This is a genomic window from Collinsella sp. 4_8_47FAA, from assembly GCF_000763055.1.
GTDB lineage: Bacteria > Actinomycetota > Coriobacteriia > Coriobacteriales > Coriobacteriaceae > Collinsella.
Genome location: NZ_KN214135.1, coordinates 492,154 through 509,694, shown reverse-complemented (window position 1 = coordinate 509,694; position 17,541 = coordinate 492,154). Strand labels below are relative to the sequence as shown.

The window sequence follows — 17,541 nt, the reverse complement described above, 5'->3', positions numbered from 1 at the left end:
GCCCGATAAACACTATCTTAAAATGATTAGAACCAAAATAAGCACGTGAACATTTGACAATGAGCACGTTAACATCCGGCTGGGATGTATAGAAACAAAACAACTTCAAACAGCCGCGAACGGTTGTATTTGTTCGGTAAGCGGTTTTGATTGACAGAAGTTTTCATGTTGTGGTATATGGCTCGGGTATCATGAGCACGTTATCAATGTATGTACGATGCGCCATGGGCGCGGGGAATAGTTGGGAAGCAGGTTAGCGTGGAAGGCATGGCTCAGCGGACAAGGAATGGTCGTTCGGCGAGCGCGGCAGAGGTTGCGGCGCTCGCTGGCGTGAGCCGCCAGACTGTGTCTCGCGTGGTCAACGGTATGCCCAACGTGACGGAAAAGACGCGCAAGCGTGTGCTGGCCGCCATGGAAGAGCTGGGCTTTCGTCCCAATTTTGCTGGAACGGCGTTGCGCGGCGGGTCGTATCGTTCTATTGGCCTGTGCATGTACAACATCACACGTGTCGGTAACCTGGCGACGCTCGAGGGTATCATGCAAGCGGCGCGCGAGCATGATTTTGCCGTCACTATGATCGAGATGGGCGGCGACAAGCCCTATACACTTGCCGATGCCTCGCGCCGCATGGTCGAGCGACCCGTCGACGGCATGATTCTCAACATGAACCGCATGGCTCCCGATTTTGAGGAGTTTGTTCCCCAGCCGGGAGTGCGAACGGTCATCCTGTCCATGTATGCGCATCCGCGCTGCACGACGATCGACTCCGACCAGTATGGTTCGTGCGAGCTGTTGACCAATTATCTGCTGGAACATGGTCACTCGAATATGCGGTTTGTGGCGGGTCCGGAAAACTCGATTTCCTCGCGTTTTCGTGAGGCCGGTTGGCGCGATACGCTGGGTCGTGCTCATGTCGATGCCGCTCCGATGCTGCGTGGCGATTGGAGTGCGGACAGTGGGTACGCCATGGGCGAGCGGATTGCGGCCGAGGTGCTTGCCGGCGGGTCGCAGGCGCCGACTGCCGTGCTTGCGGCAAATGACCAGATGGCGCTGGGCGTTATCGCCGCGCTCGAGAACGCGGGCCTGTCCGTGCCCGACGACGTGAGCGTGGTTGGTATCGACGACGCACTCGAGGGACTTGTTCCTCACAATCGGCTGACGACGTTGCGATTTGATTTGCGCGGTGTCGGTAAGCTTGCGTTTGAGGCGGCGATTGGAGAGAGCTCGTCTATCGAGGCGATTCATGTGCCGAGTACGTTGGTCGAACGCTCGACTGTCAAAGATATACGGGCGTAGGTTCAGCTCGTTCTGCCTATTTGTCTCAATCTGTAACAGCTAGGACCCAAAAAACTCGGCTAGATGTTACAGATTGAGACAAACGGCTTCCGACCTGAACAAAAAGGTCGGGGGCGGCGCGCCGTGTGACGTGCCGCCCCCGGCTGAGAAATGGGGACAGGTTGTGTGAGCGGGCAACCCCGCCAGTCGCTAGTCCAGACGACGGGTCTGCGCCACGTGCTTATACCAGTATGCGCTTGCCTTGGGCGTGCGCTTCTGGGTTTCAAAGTCAACGTAGAAGAAGCCGTAACGCTTGTTGTAGCCATTGGTCCAGGAGAACTGATCCTGCAGGCTCCACAGGAAGTAGCCGCCCACGTTGACGCCCACCTCCATGGCCTTGAGCAACCAGCGCAGGTGCTGCTCGATATAGTCGATGCGCGGCTGGTCGTCCACAAAACCGTCCTTGTAGGGGTCCTTGTAGCCCATGCCGTTCTCGGTGATGAAGATCTGCTTGTAGTTGGGGTAGCGTTGCTTAATGTAGACGAGCAGATCGAACAGGCCCTCGGGATAGATGATCCAGTCCCAGTCGGTGGTGGGGATGCCAGGCTTGTTCACATGCTCGCCAATACCCTTAACGCGCCAGCGGCCAGTGCCCTTCTCGCCCGTACCGTTGTGGTGCAGGTCGTTCTCGCCATCGTAAGCCTTCAAGAAGCGGCACTGGTAGTTGTTAACGCCCAGGTAGTCGTTGTAGAGCGCGGCCTCGCGCATAATCTCGAGGTCCTCGTCCAGGATCTCGATGGTGCCGCCCGAGACGGCAGCCAGGCGGTTGGCGCACTCGAGGGTGTCGGGGGCATAGTCGCCGCGGAAGGTGGCGTCGAGCAGAAACTGGTTCTGCAGCACGTGCTCGTTGTTGGCGGCTTTGATGTCGGCGGGGTCGTTCTCGTTGAGCGGATACTTAAACTCCAGCGACTGAATGACGCCGATCTTGCCCTTAAAGCCGCCGTTGTGGAAGGCCAGCACGGCCTTGGCGTGGGCGAGCATCATGTTGTGCTCGCACTGGAAGGCCTCGGCCAGATGCGCCTTGACGCCACCGGGGAAGGTGCCCTCGATGTAGGTGTTGGAGGCGTCGGCCCAGATCTCGTTAAAGGTGAACCAGTAGGTCACCTGGTCGGCGTACTCCTTAAAGCAGAAGGTGGCAAAGTCCACAAAGGCGTCGATGGTCTCGCGGTTGAGGAAATCGCCCTTCTCAAAGAGGGGCAGCGGCGTGTCAAAGTGATGCAGCGTGACGAACGGCTCAACGTGGTGCTTATGGCACTCGGCGAAGAGATCGTGATAGAACTGGACACCCTCGGGGTTGATTTCGCCGGTACCGTTGGGAAAGATGCGGCTCCAGGCGATGGAGAGGCGAATGCCGTTGATGCCGAACTCCTCGCACAGCTCCAAATCGACGGGGTACTGGTTGTAGAAGTCCGAAGCGGGATCGGGGGAGAAGCGCCCCTGGGCCTCCAGGAAGTCGTCCCAGGCAACCTTGCCCTTACCGTGGGTGCGGGTCTCGCCCTCTACCTGGTAGGCAGCGGTGGCGCCGCCAAAGACAAAGTCCTCGGGAAACTGCGCAGGCGGGTTGGTGACGCTAGCGGGGTTAACGGACATGATGATCCAATCGTCTAAATCGAAGGGCCAGCCGGTCTTGGATGGTCGGCTGGCCCTGAGCGTTACTTACTTCGAGAGTTGCTCGCTTACGAAGGCGAGAGACTTGTCGCCGTTCTGGGAGAGCTCGATGTACTGCTTACCGCGGCAGGCGACGCATTTGTTGCCCACGCGCTCGCAGTCCTTCTGCAGGTCGGCCAGGTAGCTGGCGGCCTGCGGGGCCAGGACGACCAGGTCAAAGTCGGGGAGCATGTCAACGTGGTTGCCATAGGCCTCGGCAGCGGTCTCAAGATTGATGCCGCGCTCTTTGGCGGCCTTGGCCAGTGCGTTGGCGAGCAGGCCCGAGGTTCCGCCGCCCTGACAGAGTACGAGCACGCGCTTGCCGTTGAGGTCGCTGGCGGCTGTAGCTTCTGTGGTGGCAGCGGCGGGGGCGTCGGACTTCACGGCCTCGGCAGCAGCGCCGGCGGCAACGCTCTTGGCGTCAGCCTTGCCCTGGAAGGCATCGTTGAGCTTGGCAGCCTTCTCGGCGTTCTTGGCGGCGAGCTCCTCCTCGGAAATCTCGGCCTCCTCGGCGCACTTCTGGGCGTCATAGGCACGGAAGAACGGATAGTACAGAACGAAGTCGACGACCAGGATAAGGGCGAGCATCACAAAGGCGAGCGGCTGGAAGCCCAGGCCCATGATGGTGCCGATGGGGCCGGGGACGGTCCAGGGCAGGGTGTACATAAAGCCGTTCATGCCCAAGAAGTCGATAAAGATCTTGAGGATCCAGATATTGGCGATCGGGGCAAAGACAAACGGGACAAAGAAGACGGGGTTGAGCACGATGGGTGCGGCGAACAGCAGCGGTTCGTTGACAGCGAAGCAGACCGGGACGATGGCGGCCTTACCGACAGCGCGCATCTCCTGAGACTTGGCCAGGAAGCAGAACATAAAGACCAGGACGAGCGTGGCGCCGGTGCCGCCCATGCAGACGACGAAGTACTGGGCACCCTGGGTCAGAACAGCGGAAGCGTGCTGACCGGCCTGGAACGCAGCCAGGTTGTCGGTCATGTTGGCAACGAGGGCGGCGGCGATGGCAGGCTCGACGATCGAGGGGCCGTGGACGCCGACGAACCAGAACAGGCTCATGGCGCCGTAGATCACAGCGAGGCCGATGTAGCCGTCGGCAGCGGTGAACAGGGGCTGGAACACCTGGATTACGCCCTGGGCAAAGCAGAAGCCAAAGGCAGCGCGGAAGGCGATGTCAAAGACCCAAAAGACGGTGATGCAGACGGAGAAGGGGATGATGTCCTTAAAGGTCTGTGAGATGTTGGGCGGAACCTGCTCGGGCATCTTGACGGTGATGTTGCGCTTAATGAAGAACTTGTAGATGATGCCGGTCACAAACGCAGCGATGAAGGCGGTCAGCAGGCCTTTGGAACCAAGGTAGGTGGTGTTGAAGCCGCTGGCGGCGTCCGTGGCGATTGTGTCGCTCGAAAGGAGCAAGAAGCCGATGATGGCCGCGCACATGCACGAGATGAAGTTGATCTGGTTGTTCTTGGGCAGGTCGCGGTTCTGCGCGTCGGCGAAGTGCTTGGCCGTGGTGGCGGCGCAGGCGATGGCCAGGATGCCCATGGAGTAGTTGTAGCACTTCCACAGGGCGTTGTTGATGTCATCGGGCCAGTAGAAACCCCAGATGTTGGGGACCGAGGCTACCAGGCAGAAGATGGACGAGAAGATGATGATGGGGATGACGGAGATAAAGCCGTCGCGGATCGCCTTGAGGTACTTGTTGCGGGCGATCGCGTTGAAAAAGGGCTGGCCTTTTTCGATGGTGGCGATAAGTTGCTCCATGCAATGCTCCTAAGAGTCGGTGGGTTAACAACGATGGTAGCTTTTGGCGTTCGGTTGCCAAAATGTTGACGTTGCCATTTTGCGACACAAAAAAAGACGCGAACCGGTGGTTCCTGTGCCTGCGAACCGTCGATTCCTTATACGTAAACGTTTGAGCCGCCCGGTGGCTCTGTGTTTGCGCAATGGCAACGTTAACATTTGGTCGACAAAAGCCGTTCGGGGAAGCAAAAATGTCGGTGAACGGTAGGTTTTGGGTGGTGAGCGTATGGTGGGGGAGGCGTTAGATATACTTGAAGACGTTTCATTTGACTGCGCAGGGTGCCACCAATGGCATCGTTGACATAGAAAGATCGACCTATGGCCGCTGTTAAAAAATCGGTATCCGTCAAAGACGTAGCGCGCCTCGCGGGCGTCTCGGAGCAGACGGTCTCGCGCACCGTGCACGATTCGCCCAGCGTGCGCCCCGAGACCAAGGAACGCGTGCGTGCCGCCATGCGCGAGCTGGGGTATCGCCCCAATTTTGCCGGTCGATCGCTGCGCCGTGGCAGGTTTAAGACCGTCGGCGTCGCCATGTTCAACATTACCGGTACCGGCAACCTCGACCGTATGGAGGGCTTTGCCGCCGCGGCCGACAAACATGGCTATGCCATCACCCTCACTAAAGTAGATGGACACCCCTATACCCTCGAGAGCGCATCGTCACGCATGAGCGCGCTGCCGGTAGACGGTATGGTCGTGATCATGAATCGCATGCCGGCGGACTTTGGCACCTTCGAGCCGCTGCCCGGCATGCAGACGGTGCTCGTTACGATGCTGGAGCACCCGCTCTGTTCAACGGTCGATAACGACCAGTTCGATTGCTCGCGCCAGGTGGTCGAGTACTTGCTGGGGCGGGGGCACAAAACCGTGCACTTTATTTCGTGTCCCGAGCGCTCGCTTTCGGGCATGCGGCGCGAGGAAGGCTGGCGCGAGACATTGCGCGCGCATGGTATTGAACCGCCGCGACTCGTCCGTGGGGATTGGACGGCACAGAGCGGATATGCTGCTGGTCAGGCTCTGGCGGAAGATCCGACCTGTACGGCCATTTATGCTTCCAACGATGCCATGGCCTACGGCTGCATTCGCGGGCTCGAGTCGTGCGGAAGGCGTGTGCCCGAGGACGTGAGCGTGGTGGGTGTTGATGACAGCCTGGGCGATATCGTGCCCGACCGTCGCCTGACCACGGTGCGCTTTGACAACAAGCGCGTCGGCATGTGGGCGGTCGACAAGATTGCCGGCGCCGATGGGGGTGCGTCTGGCGTGGAGCGCATGCTGATCCCCGGTGTGCTCGTAGAGGGCGATACGGTGCGCGATTTGCGTTAGGGTGCGGCTCTGTTTGGGTTGCCGATAATTGTGTTCGATATTGTTCAGATTGGTTTAAAAACCGTTCACGGGCGAAAAGTGACCGTTCATAGTTCGAAATTACGTTTTGAGCTGTTCTTTTTTGTTTGAATGTTATTGTTTCTGTCATACACAACGCAGCGCGTATGCCCGGACGCGATGCTCTCCATTGGTTCATATGTGAAAGGAACGCAATATGGCAACCAAAGAAGAAATCTCGATGGTTGGATTCGAGATCGTCGCATACGCAGGTGACGCCCAGACCGATCTGCTTGCAGCGCTCGATGCTGCTCGCGAGGGTGACTTTGAGAAGGCCGAACAGCTGCACAAGGATGCCAGCGATGCGCTCATCGGTGCCCACGACACGCAGACCAAACTGCTTTCGCAGGAGGCCGGCGGTGGCGAGATGGAGATGACCTTCATCATGGCTCACGCTCAGGACACCCTCATGACCACTATGATCCTGGAGAAGCAGACCCGCTTTACCATCGATGCCTACAAGCGCATCGCCGAGCTCGAGGCCAAGCTCGCCTAACGAGCCCTCACAACCAAGCCCCCTTCCAAAAGCTCTGCCGCTACCCGCGGCAGGGCTTTTTCTGTCCTCCTCCAAGTTGCGGTGAAATGGGGACTGAATAGGGGCCGGCGGGCGCAAAACAACCCCTATTCCACCGCAACTCATCCCGAGACAGTCATTGGGGACAGTCTTGGAGCACCGTTGTCCTCCCGTTCGATTTTTGCTCGGTGGGTATACTTCCATCCGCAATACAGGCCGGAATGAGGAGGTATCCAAATGCCGGACAACGGATTGATGCAAAAGAAAGATGCGCACGAGATGGCTCATGGGCGTCCTGTCCAGATAACCGAGCACACGGCGGTAACCGAGCTGCAGCCCAGTCTGTCCGATGTCGTGTGCGCAAACAAAAAGCTGCAGATTGGCTTTATCGTTGCGCTCGTGGTACTGGCGCTGCTGTCGGGCTTTGTAGCTCGTCCGCATTTCGCCGATACCAAAACTTGGGACTCCACCATCGAGGTTATCGACCAAAAGAAAGGCAACGTTTTGGCGCTCACGACCTCGTGCGTGGCGCTGTCTGCGGGTATTACGGCGCTGCCGGGTGATACGGGAACGCCGGTTGCCGAGCAGCTCGCGCAGCTTTCAGGCAACCTTGGTATCGTGCTTGCCGTGCTCTACCTCGAGAAATACCTGCTAACCATTTTGTGGTCGGTTGGCTTGGGCATCTTAATCCCGTTTGCGTTGGTGCTCTTTGCGGTGTCGCTCGGCATTCACGGGCGCTGGAGCACGAGCACTGTCCTGCGCCGTGTGGCGACGCGCGTACTGGTGGTTGCCGTGATCGGCATGGCGCTCGTGCCCGCGAGCGTATGGGTGTCGCAAAAGGTCGATGAAACGTATCGCGTAAGTATTGAGCAAGCTGAGCAAAAGGCTGCGGACGCTGCGGACGCGGCCGACACCACGGACAAGTCAGCCGAGACCAGCTCAAAATCGAACAAGAAAAAATCCGAGACCACGGAGTCCAAAAACGTGCTCGAGCAGTTGACTGATGGGGCATCGAGCCTAGTTACGTCGGTGACCAGCGGCGCCAAACAGATGACCGACGAGATCGTGCAGCAGGTGACCGATCTGATCGAAGGTGTCATCGTGATGATCGTGACCTCGTGCGTGATTCCACTGCTGGTGCTCGCGGCGTTTTTGTGGCTGGGGCACGTGCTGCTGGGGATCGATATCTCCGGTCCCGCGAACTATCTGACGGGCCGTTTCTTGAGCGCTCCGTCTAAACATGCCAAGAAGAGCGGGCAGTCTGAGTAGCTAAAACAGCTGTATATACCGGGGAATACCGCCGAAGGGCGGCCGAGACACGTTCTCGGCCGCCTTTTTGTTTGTTGAACACGTGGTCACTACGTCCGCGCCGGGCCCAAACGGCCAGCAATCATCCGTAAACGGTATTTGTTCAAAAAAGAACAAAGATAAACAAATAATTCTTGCAGTTACTGTTCGAATGTGTTCAAATAAACATGAACAGTGAAGAACCGCACATTCAGATGCCCGGACCTGAACGCGATTCAACACTTCCAAACAGAAACTACGCACCTGCGTATCTCTCAAGGAGGATGTCATGAGGGTTGTAATCGCTTCCGATGCCGACGGTATGTCGATGAAGGAGTCCATCAAGGAGATGCTCATCGCCGACGGTCACGAGGTCGTCGACTATTCCGAGACCCCTGCCGCGGACTTTGTCGATTCCGCGACCGCCGTTGCCAAGGACCTGCTGGAGCACAAGGATTCCCAGGGCTTCGCATTCGATAAGTACGGCGTCGGCTCCTATATGGCCGCCGTCAAGATCAAGGGCATGGTCGTCGCTAACATTTCCGACGAGCGTTCCGCCTACATGACCCGCGAGCACAACGGCTCGCGCATGGTCACCATGGGCCCGGGCGTTGTGGGCACCGAGGTCGCCAAGAAGATCGCCCGCGAGTTCCTGCGCGCCCAGTACGCCGGCGGCCGTCACCAGATCCGTGTCGACATGCTCAACAAGATGGCCTAACGAGAGCCACCGAGAACTCGAACTTCTACCTCAACTTGTGAATTCAGACGAAAGGACGTTCTGATGAAGAAGACCATCGCAATCGGTTGCGACCATATCGTTACGGACGAGAAGATCTATCTGGCCGACCGCCTGGAGCAGGCTGGCTACAAGGTGCTCGACTGCGGCACCTACAGCCACACCCGTACGCACTATCCCATCTACGGTAAGGCCGTGGGCGAGGCTGTTGCCAGCGGCAAGGCCGACTTTGGCGTGGCCCTGTGCGGCACCGGCATCGGCATCACCAACGCCGTCAACAAGGTTCCCGGCGCTCGCTGCGCTCTGGTCCGCGACATGACCTCTGCCCTGTATGCCCGTCGCGAGCTCAACGCCAACATCGTGGGCTTTGGCGGCAAGATCACCGGCGAGTTCCTGATGGCCGACATCATGCTTGCTTTCCTGGAGGAGCCCTACGAGAAGACTCCCGAGCACGATGCCCTGATTGCCAAGATCGATGCCTGCAACAAGGCTGACGCCGAGGCTCAGGCTGACCCGCACTTCTTTGACGAGTTCCTCGAGAAGTGGGACCGCGGCGAATACCACGATTAGCGGGTATCCGGCGTAATTAACTAGTCCGTTGACGGCTCGCGTTTCTGTGATGGGGCGCGGGCCGGTTTTCTATCAGCCCAATTGGCCCAGCGGGCTGTCGTAAGAAAGGGAAGGCTCCTATGGAGTTTGTTCTTGATAACGGTTTGATTCGCGTGGCACTGAGCACGGCTGGCGGATCGTTCACTTCGATTAAAGCCAACGGTCGCGAGTACCTGTGGCAGGGCGATCCCTCGGTCTGGTCGGGCCAGGCACCTATTTGCTTTCCGATTTGCGGCGGCCTTCGCGACGGTCACGCAATGACCATGGGCGGCCGCGAGGTCAAGCTCGCCCGCCACGGCTTTGCGCGCAAACAGGAGTGGAAGCTCGAGGAGCAGAGCGACAACATGGTTGCGCTGAGCCTAAGCTCTGCCGACCATGCCGAGTTGCTCGAGCAGTACCCGTATCCGTTTAAGATTGTTGCTCGTTACACGATCGATTCGGAAAAGGTGGCCGTGTCGTACGAGGTGACCAATGAGGGCACCGAGGACATGCCGTTCTTTGTGGGCGGTCACCCCGGCTTTAAGTGCCCGCTTGACGAGGGCGAGTCCTATGACGACTACGAGCTCCGTTTTGAGCAGCGTGAGGCCGCCGAGCTCTGTACTGCCGTTCCCTCGACGGGCCTGATTGATGTTGAGCATCGCAGCAAGAACCCCATGATCGGCCAGAACCTGCCGCTGACCCACGAACTCTTCGACTTCGCGGAGACCATCTTCGACGTGCTCGAGAGCCGCGTGGTTACGCTGACCAAGAAAACCGAGGACAAGGGCGTGCGCCTGACGTTCCCCGATATGCCATACCTGATTGTGTGGAGCAAGCCCGAGGGCGACTTTGTGGCCGTGGAACCGTGGGGTGGTCTGTCCACCTGCTCCGACGAGGACGATATTCTGGAGCACAAGCGTGGCTGCCTGGTTGCCAAGCCGGGGGAGACCGTCACCCGCGGCTTTGAGATCGAGACCCTTTAACGAGCTATCGTATGTTTGGGGTGGGCCATGCCGCCCCGGAACAGGAGTTCAACATGATTCTGACCGTTACCATGAACCCGTCGATCGATACGCGCTATCAGCTCGACAAGCTGATCATCGACGATGTTAACCGTGTGACGCCCGAAAAGACCGCTGGCGGCAAGGGCCTCAACGTGAGCCGCGTGCTGCTGCAGCTGGGCGACGACGTGCTCGCGACTGGCCTGCTCGGCGGCCACATGGGTGCCTATATGGCTGAGCTTATGGATGCCGACGGCGTTAAGAACGACTTTGTGCCCATCGCCGGTGAGACGCGCATTTGCCTGAATATCCTGCACGAGGGCAATCAGACCGAGCTTTTGGAGAGCGGCCCGCAGATCGCCCCGGCCGAGCTCGAGGCCTTTACGGTCAAGTTCGCCGAGCTTGCAGCGAAGGCGGACGTTGTGACGCTTTCGGGCTCGCTGCCGCGCGGCGTCGATGCCGGCTACTATGCCGAGCTCGTCAAGATCGCCGAGGAGGCGGGCGCCAAGGTGCTGCTCGACACCTCGGGTGCATCGCTGGAGGCCGCGCTGGAGTCCGACGCTAAGCCTGAGCTCGTAAAGCCCAACCTGACCGAGATTAACGGCCTGCTGGGTACGTCCTTTACGACTGATGATGTCGATGCCCTGCGCGAGGCGCTCGCCGCCGATGGCCGCTTTGCCGGTATTCCCTGGGTTGTCGTTTCGATGGGCGCTGCCGGTTCGGTGGGCTTCCATGAGGGTCGCGCGTTCCGCGCCAAGACGCCCGCGATTGCGGCTGTGAACGCGACGGGTTCCGGTGACTCGACCATCGCCGGCTTTGCGCATGCCATTGCTGCCGGCGCCGACGACGTCACGGTGCTCAAGACCGCCAATACCTGCGGCAAGCTCAACGCCATGGATCCCAAGACCGGCCACCTGGTCATGGACCGCTGGGACGAGGTCTACAACAGTGTTGTCGTGACTGAACTGTAGGGTTACGCGGTTTTATCAAACCGCGTAACGGCGCGACGCTGCAAACGTCCCTAAGCGGCAATCTGACGTTCAATCGTCGGGCATGACCAAAAGGTCAATGCCCTCCTCTTTCACGTCACCTTGCTCGCTTAGGGGCGTTTTCGCTGTCGTTGCCAAGACACCGGCGTTGCCTTGGTCGCAAGTAGTCATTGGGGACGCTCTTTAATGACTAGTCGTTTAAGAACGCCCCTTAAGAATGATCCCAATGACTACACTCAAAAACGGCGCCCGTCGGCGATGTTGCCGGCGGGCGCCGTTGTCGTGTAGGTGGCTATGTCGTGCGGGCTGCTGTTGAACGTTCGGGCCCGTGCTCTATAGCGAGTCGATAAAGCGCTGCTGGGCGGCGCGGCCGGCTTCGTCCCACTTAAAGACGCCGGCGTTGTCGAGCACGTGGCCAAACACCACGCCGACCTCTTCGTGCAGGATGTCGATGGCGTTGTCGGCCGTAAGCTCGTCGGCGCGGCGGGCAAAGACGTCCTTGGCCCATGCGGCGTGGCTGCGGCAAAGGTCGTCGCCCTCGAGCGCGCCAGCAAGGTCGTAGCTGGCATCGGCCTTGGCCGCCAGCAAGTGCTCGCGGACAGCGCCGAGCTCGGGAACCAAGCGCGGCGGCAAAATGGCCAGGCCCATGACCTCGATCAGGCCGATGTTCTCCTTCTTAATATGGTGGTACTCAGCATGCGGGTGGAATACGCCCAGCGGATGCTCGTCGGTCGTGATGTTGCAGCGAAGCGCCAGGTAGGCCTCGTAGATTTCGCCGCCGGCATTGCCGCGGGAGTCGACGCGGCGGATGACGGGCGTCACGGTGTTGTGCGCCACGCCGTCGGCTGTGTGCGCGATGACGCCCACCGACTCATCGGTCCACTCGCGCCAGGCGAGGATAATCTTCTCGGCGGCGTCGAGCAGCTGGGCGCGGTCGTGCGAGCGCAGCCGCAGCACCGAAAGCGGCCACTGCAACACGGTACCGCTGACCTGGTCAAAGCCGGGCACGTTAAACTGCGAGACTTCGGTGGCATGCATCATGGGGAACTCGTGTGCGCCACCCTGGAAGTGGTCGTGTGACAGAATCGAGCCGCCCACGATGGGCAGGTCGGCGTTGGAGCCAATAAAGTAGTGCGGGAACAGGTCCACAAAATCGAGCAGGCAGGTCAGCCCCTTGCGGTCGACGTGCATCGGACGATGTTCGGAGCTCATGGCAATGCAGTGCTCGTTAAAGTACGCGTACGGGCTGTACTGGAAGCCCCAGCGCTCGCCGTCGAGCTTAATGGGGATAACGCGCAGATTCTGGCGGGCGGGATGGGCGCCGCCGTCGGCTGCAGCGGAGCGTCCGGGATAGCCCTCGTTTTCGATGCACAGCTGACAGGCGGGATACTTCTCGCCCGTGTTCTTGGCTGCACCTGCCGCGGCGATATCGCGCGGGTCCTTCTCGGGCTTGGACAGGTTGATGGTGATCTCAAGATCGCCCCAGTTGGTGGGGGTGCTCCATTTGATGTTGCGCGCGATGGCGGCGCGGCGCACGTAACCGGCATCGCAGCACAGGCCGTAGAACCAGTCGGTCGCGGCGCGGGGCTCGTTGACGCCCATGCGGCCGTTGAACTCTTCGTTTACAACCGAAGGCCTTGGCATGAGCGCGCCCATGATGCGCATTGCGATGCGGTCGCGGCCCGACACCGTGTCCTCGGCAGCACCGTTGGCAACGGCGGCCTCGGCAAGCGCGGCAAGCGTGCCCTCCAGGTCAAAGTCGGGGAGTGTATCGGGGTGCACGAGCGAAATCTTCTCGGTCTTGAGCGCCCAGGTCATGTCGAGTGCGGGGCCCGTGGAGCCGATGCACTCCAGAATGGTGTTGTATGCCCAGATGCGATCGTCCTGTCCGATCATCGATCGGTGGATGGCATATTCGATGAGGCCCTGCGCGGCCTCGCGCACATCAGTCATTACAGCCATGCCGCGTAAGCCCCCTTGTCAGAGATGGCGTAGTGACGGGCAGAGCCCTCGCCCAGCCAGCCGTTCATCTTGGCAATGAAGGTGTCGACCAGATCGAGCGGCACGAAGGCCTGGATGGTACCGCCAAAGCCGCCGCCGTGAATACGAACGGCGCCACGGCCGTCGAGCACATGCTCGGCAAGAGCAAGTGCGTACATGGAAGGCTGCTCGGCACCCAGTTTGGCAACAACATTCTGCAGGTACATGGCGGAGCTGGCGCCGGACTCGCGCGTCAGAACCAGGAACTGGTCAATGTCGCCGGCGTTTAGGGCCGCCCAGCGCTTATCGACCAGGCCGTTCTCGTACCAGTAGTGAACGGCGCGCAGGCAGGCACGGTCGCCCAGCTTGGCGCGCAGCTCGGGGAGCTTGGCGTCAAAGTCCGCCACGTTTACCTCGCACAGGCGTGCCTTGCCAAACTCGGCAGCGACGTCCTGCATCTCGCGCGGAACGGCGGCGTAGTCGTCGGTGGCGGCCACGTGGTCGGCACCGACCTTAACGAGCACGAGCGCATAACCGTGATCCTCAAAGTTGAGCTCGAGCTTCTGGGTTTTAGGCTGAGCCTGATCCTCAAAGTCCATGTAGGCGAGGCCGCCCAAGCAAACGGCGGCCTGGTCCATCAGACCGCAGGGCTTGCCGTAATAGTTGTTCTCGGTGCGCTGGCTCATCTGGGCGAGCGCGACGGGCTCGATGGCGGGTGCGTCCCAGAGCGTCTCCATGGCGCGACCGTATGCCGCCTCGACAGCAGCGGAGCTCGAAAGACCGCCGCCCGAGGGGACGGAGCAGGTGAAGGCAAAGTCGAAGCCCTGGGGCTCAACGCCCAGAGCAGCGATTTCGTGGGCCATGCCGCGGACGAGGCTCGCGGACGTGCCCTTCTCGGACTCCTGAACGTCTAGCGTGTCGAGCGCGATTTCAAACGTGGGATAGCCCTCGTCGGCTACGCGAACCTTGTTGGAATCGGTTGCCACGGCGATGCCGTCGACGGCGACATCGAGCGAGCCGGCGATAACGTGGCCGCCCTCGTGGTCGGTGTGGTTGCCACTGATCTCGGAACGGCCGGGCGCGTGCACATAGAGCACCTGGCGGTCGCCGATGGGGCCAAACTCCTCCTCAAACAGTTTGGTGAGCGTGGCGAATGTCTTTTCGTCGGGGGTGGTCATGGGAGTCCTTTCCTTGGCGCGCACGGGTGGGTTTTGCGTCGTTATGAGTACGTTAACAACTTGAAGCGGCATGAACCAAGTGTTCACAATACCGCACGTTACGGGCTATGTTAACGTACTCATAACACATCGCTTGTCACTTTTTGAGAATCTGGTAATCGGTAGAAATTCAGCCGTGAACGGTACTGCCGTATGGACTTATAAAGCAGAAGAGATGCAGATAGAAAAAGTAGAGTACGTTAACATGCGTCCGACGATAGCGGGCCTCGGCGCGGGATGTATTTCTGCCCGGGCCGGCATTCACGCTATTCAGATCTCGCAAGGGTGAAGGTGATCCTGTGGCAAGGCGCCCGTCCAACGATACCAGTTCGCGTCCGGTCTCCATGGCCGACGTCGCCCGCGCTGCCGGCGTTTCGCAGCAGACGGTTTCGCGCGTCGCCAACGGCTTGCCTAACGTTAACGAGCAGACGCGCCAGCGCGTACAGGCCGCTATGCAAAAGCTCGGCTTTCGTCCGAGTTATGCCGGTCGCTCGCTGCGCGACGGCCGTTATCATTCGGTCGGCCTGTGCGTCAACGATGTCACCAAGTTCGGCAACCTCTCAATGATCGACGGCATCGCCAGCGCTGCTCGCGAGCATAATTGCGCCATCACGCTGGTCGAGATGTCCAAGACCGAGGAGTTTTCGCTTGCCGAGGCCACGCGTCGTATGGCCGCATTGCCGGTGGACGGCATCATTATCGGCATGAGTCGCATGGCGCCCGATTTTGAGACGTTTGATCCACTGCCGGGCATTGGCACGGTCATCGTTACCATGTACGCGCACCCGCGGGTGACCACGGTCGATTCCGACCATTACGGCTGCTCGCTATTGCTTATGGATCACCTGTTTGAGCTAGGGCACGAGCAGATTCGCTATATTGGCGGCCCGTCATTCTCGGTCGACGAGCAATTTCGTCGCGCCGGTTGGCAGGATGCACTCGAGCGTAAACACATCGAGCCGGCAGAGCCGCTCGAGGGCGACTGGTCTGCCAACAGCGGCTACGAGGCCGGCAGGTACCTGGCCGAGCACGATCGCACCATGACGGCGATTTACGCGGCAAACGACCAGATGGCAAATGGCGCGATTGCAGCGCTGCGCGATAGCGGTCTGCGCGTGCCCGAGGACGTGAGCGTGGTGGGCGTCGACGATTCGCTCGATGATTTTGTGGCACACAACGAGCTCACGACCGTTCGATTCGATTTGCATCAGCGTGGACGCGAGGTGTTCGAGCACGCGGTTCCCAAGGCGGGGGCAACGGACAAAACCGTTGCCATTCGTATTCCCGGCCAGCTTATCGTTCGACATACCACGGCAGCTCCGCGCACATAGTTTTTGCAGGTCAATGGCGATATATTCCGCCTCAATAACAATCGATAAGGATGCTGGCAGATAGCCGTGGCTCTAAAGGCGAGTGCTATGATAGACGGGCTCTTTTGTCTATCTAGGAGGCTTGCCTGATGGAGATCACCAAGGATATCCGCTACATTGGCGTTAACGATCACGACATTGACCTGTTCGAGGGCCAGTACGATGTGTCCGAGAACGGCATGGCATACAACAGCTACGTTATCTTGGGCGACAAGATCGCCGTCGCCGATTCGGTTGACGCTGACTTTGTCGACGAGTGGCTCGGCAACCTCGAGGCCGTGCTCGATGGTCGTACGCCCGACTACCTGGTCGTTCATCACATGGAGCCCGATCACTCCGCCGGCATCGCTGCCTTTATGGAGCGCTATCCCCAGGCGCAGATCGTGGCCAGCATGGGTGCCTTCCGCATGATGGTCAACTACTTTGGCACCGACTTCCCCGAGCGCAAGATGGTCGTCAAAGAGGGCGATGTGCTCGACCTGGGCGGCCACAGCCTAACCTTTGTCGGCGCCCCCAACGTTCACTGGCCTGAGGTGATCTTCTCCTACGAGTCCACCGACAAGGTGCTCTTTAGTGCCGACGGCTTTGGCAAGTTTGGCGCCAACGACATCGAGGATCCCGAGGGCTGGGCTTGCGAGGCTCGCCGCTACTACTTTGGCATCGTCGGTAAGTTCGGCAAGTTCGTGCAGACCGTGCTCAAGAAGGCCGCCGACCTGGACATTCAGATCATCTGTCCGCTCCACGGCCCCGTACTGACCGAGAACCTGGGCTATTACCTCGACACCTATAACACCTGGTCGAGCTATCAGCCCGAGGACGAGGGCATCACGATCGCCTATGCGAGTGTGTATGGCCATCTGAAGGCTGCCGTCGAGGAGCTCGCCGCAGCGCTTGAGGCTCGCGGCCAGAAGGTCTCCGTCTTTGACCTGGCTCGCGACGACATGGCCGAGGCCGTTGAGGATGCGTTCCGCTACGACCGTCTGGTGCTCGCTTCCATCACCTATCAGGGTGAGATCTTCCCGTTCATGAGCACCTTTATCCATACGCTTGCCGAGCACGCCTATCAGAACCGTACGGTGGCACTCGTCGAGGCCGGCTCCTGGGCGCCCACCGCTGCCAAGGTTATGGCCAAGGAGCTCGAGGGCATGAAGGACATCACCTTGGCGCAGAACAAGGTGACCGTGCTGGGCTCGCTCAACGACGCCTCGCGCGCTCAGATCGAGGTCCTCGCCGACGAGCTTTCCAAGTAGCGATATTTCGCTTTTAACGAGCAAAACCACCACAAAGGGGACAGTGAACTGCCTCCCATTTCTTGGACATCGGGAAATGGGAGGTTTTCCATGAGTATAGACCTCAGGGTGAAGCACGACCTGGAGTCCAGGAGGCGGGCCGTCGAGCTCTTCGACGCCGGCGTCGGCTGCAAGCCGGCGGCCGAGGCCCTGTCCGTCCCCCGCGAGACCGTGAGAGAATGGCAGTGGGTATACCGGGCGTTCGGAAGCGAGGCGCTGCTGTCCATGGGCGGGAAACAATCCAGGTACACATTCGAGCAGAGGGTCGCCGCGGCGTCGGCCGTGGTCGACGGCGGGATGGCGAAGGCCGACGCTATGGCCGAGTTCGGGATCAGGTCGAAGTCCCCGCTGGAGCGCTGGTGCAGGCTCTACCGCGAGGGCGGCGCCGAGGCG

Annotated in this window: 15 protein-coding genes; 11 read left to right on the top strand and 4 right to left on the bottom strand. The window is 59.9% G+C overall.

All coding sequences use genetic code 11. The annotated features are described in order from the left end of the window. The first annotated feature begins 267 nt into the window (after nt 1-267). The gene (locus HMPREF9463_RS05580; RefSeq protein WP_035137660.1) at nt 268-1,296 is read left to right on the top strand and encodes a LacI family DNA-binding transcriptional regulator; all 1,029 of its coding nucleotides are present in this window, start codon (nt 268-270) and stop codon (nt 1,294-1,296) included. A gap of 189 nt (nt 1,297-1,485) precedes the next feature. Here HMPREF9463_RS05580 and lacG read toward each other — a convergent pair whose 3' ends face one another. Together lacG and HMPREF9463_RS05570 are read right to left on the bottom strand one after the other, a co-directional pair. Continuing rightward, nucleotides 1,486-2,925: a 6-phospho-beta-galactosidase gene (gene lacG, locus HMPREF9463_RS05575; protein ID WP_022094685.1), complete on the bottom strand. Its 1,440-nt coding sequence runs from the start codon at nt 2,923-2,925 to the stop codon at nt 1,486-1,488. A 66-nt stretch (nt 2,926-2,991) separates the two neighbouring features. Beyond that, on the bottom strand, nt 2,992-4,758 hold the full coding sequence (locus HMPREF9463_RS05570; protein ID WP_035137659.1) for a PTS transporter subunit EIIC: 1,767 nt from the start codon (nt 4,756-4,758) through the stop codon (nt 2,992-2,994). A gap of 357 nt (nt 4,759-5,115) precedes the next feature. On the opposite strand from HMPREF9463_RS05570, the gene HMPREF9463_RS05565 reads away from it, so the two are divergent. The 7 genes from HMPREF9463_RS05565 to HMPREF9463_RS05535 all read left to right on the top strand — a co-directional run bounded on the left by HMPREF9463_RS05565 (nt 5,116) and on the right by HMPREF9463_RS05535 (nt 11,274). Beyond that, nucleotides 5,116-6,120, top strand: a complete 1,005-nt coding sequence (locus HMPREF9463_RS05565; RefSeq protein WP_035137658.1) for a LacI family DNA-binding transcriptional regulator — start codon at nt 5,116-5,118, stop codon at nt 6,118-6,120. A gap of 214 nt (nt 6,121-6,334) precedes the next feature. Further along, complete coding sequence (locus tag HMPREF9463_RS05560) at nt 6,335-6,673, top strand: PTS lactose/cellobiose transporter subunit IIA (RefSeq protein WP_006234827.1); 339 nt, start codon at nt 6,335-6,337, stop codon at nt 6,671-6,673. A gap of 255 nt (nt 6,674-6,928) precedes the next feature. Next, a complete protein-coding gene (locus tag HMPREF9463_RS05555) occupies nt 6,929-7,960 on the top strand; it encodes a hypothetical protein (RefSeq protein WP_035137657.1) in 1,032 nt (343 codons plus the stop codon). Nucleotides 7,961-8,267: 307 nt separating this feature from the next. Beyond that, nucleotides 8,268-8,696, top strand: coding sequence for a galactose-6-phosphate isomerase subunit LacA (lacA, locus tag HMPREF9463_RS05550; RefSeq protein ID WP_006234830.1), 429 nt, complete (start codon nt 8,268-8,270; stop codon nt 8,694-8,696). Nucleotides 8,697-8,759: 63 nt separating this feature from the next. Continuing rightward, a complete protein-coding gene (gene lacB / locus HMPREF9463_RS05545) occupies nt 8,760-9,284 on the top strand; it encodes a galactose-6-phosphate isomerase subunit LacB (protein WP_006234831.1) in 525 nt (174 codons plus the stop codon). A gap of 119 nt (nt 9,285-9,403) precedes the next feature. Next, nucleotides 9,404-10,285: an aldose 1-epimerase family protein gene (locus HMPREF9463_RS05540; RefSeq protein ID WP_035137656.1), complete on the top strand. Its 882-nt coding sequence runs from the start codon at nt 9,404-9,406 to the stop codon at nt 10,283-10,285. Between the two features lie 53 nt (nt 10,286-10,338). After that, nucleotides 10,339-11,274 carry a hexose kinase gene (locus tag HMPREF9463_RS05535; RefSeq protein WP_035137839.1) on the top strand — a complete coding sequence of 312 codons (936 nt, stop codon included), beginning with the start codon at nt 10,339-10,341 and terminating at the stop codon, nt 11,272-11,274. Nucleotides 11,275-11,625: 351 nt separating this feature from the next. Here HMPREF9463_RS05535 and HMPREF9463_RS05530 read toward each other — a convergent pair whose 3' ends face one another. Continuing rightward, nucleotides 11,626-13,254, bottom strand: a complete 1,629-nt coding sequence (locus tag HMPREF9463_RS05530) for a UDP-glucose--hexose-1-phosphate uridylyltransferase (RefSeq protein ID WP_052044098.1) — start codon at nt 13,252-13,254, stop codon at nt 11,626-11,628. Then, nucleotides 13,245-14,450, bottom strand: coding sequence for a galactokinase (locus HMPREF9463_RS05525; protein WP_035137654.1), 1,206 nt, complete (start codon nt 14,448-14,450; stop codon nt 13,245-13,247). Before HMPREF9463_RS05525 ends, HMPREF9463_RS05530 begins: the two co-directional genes overlap by 10 nt. Nucleotides 14,451-14,833: 383 nt before the next feature. Between HMPREF9463_RS05525 and HMPREF9463_RS05520 the strand changes: the two genes are divergently transcribed. From HMPREF9463_RS05520 to HMPREF9463_RS05510, 3 genes are all read left to right on the top strand, one after another. Further along, a complete protein-coding gene (locus HMPREF9463_RS05520; protein ID WP_052044120.1) occupies nt 14,834-15,820 on the top strand; it encodes a LacI family DNA-binding transcriptional regulator in 987 nt (328 codons plus the stop codon). Between the two features lie 128 nt (nt 15,821-15,948). Continuing rightward, nucleotides 15,949-17,109, top strand: coding sequence for an FprA family A-type flavoprotein (locus HMPREF9463_RS05515; protein ID WP_035137652.1), 1,161 nt, complete (start codon nt 15,949-15,951; stop codon nt 17,107-17,109). A gap of 90 nt (nt 17,110-17,199) precedes the next feature. After that, nucleotides 17,200-17,541: helix-turn-helix domain-containing protein (locus HMPREF9463_RS05510; protein WP_035137651.1), on the top strand; the 342-nt coding region annotated here is incomplete at its 3' end.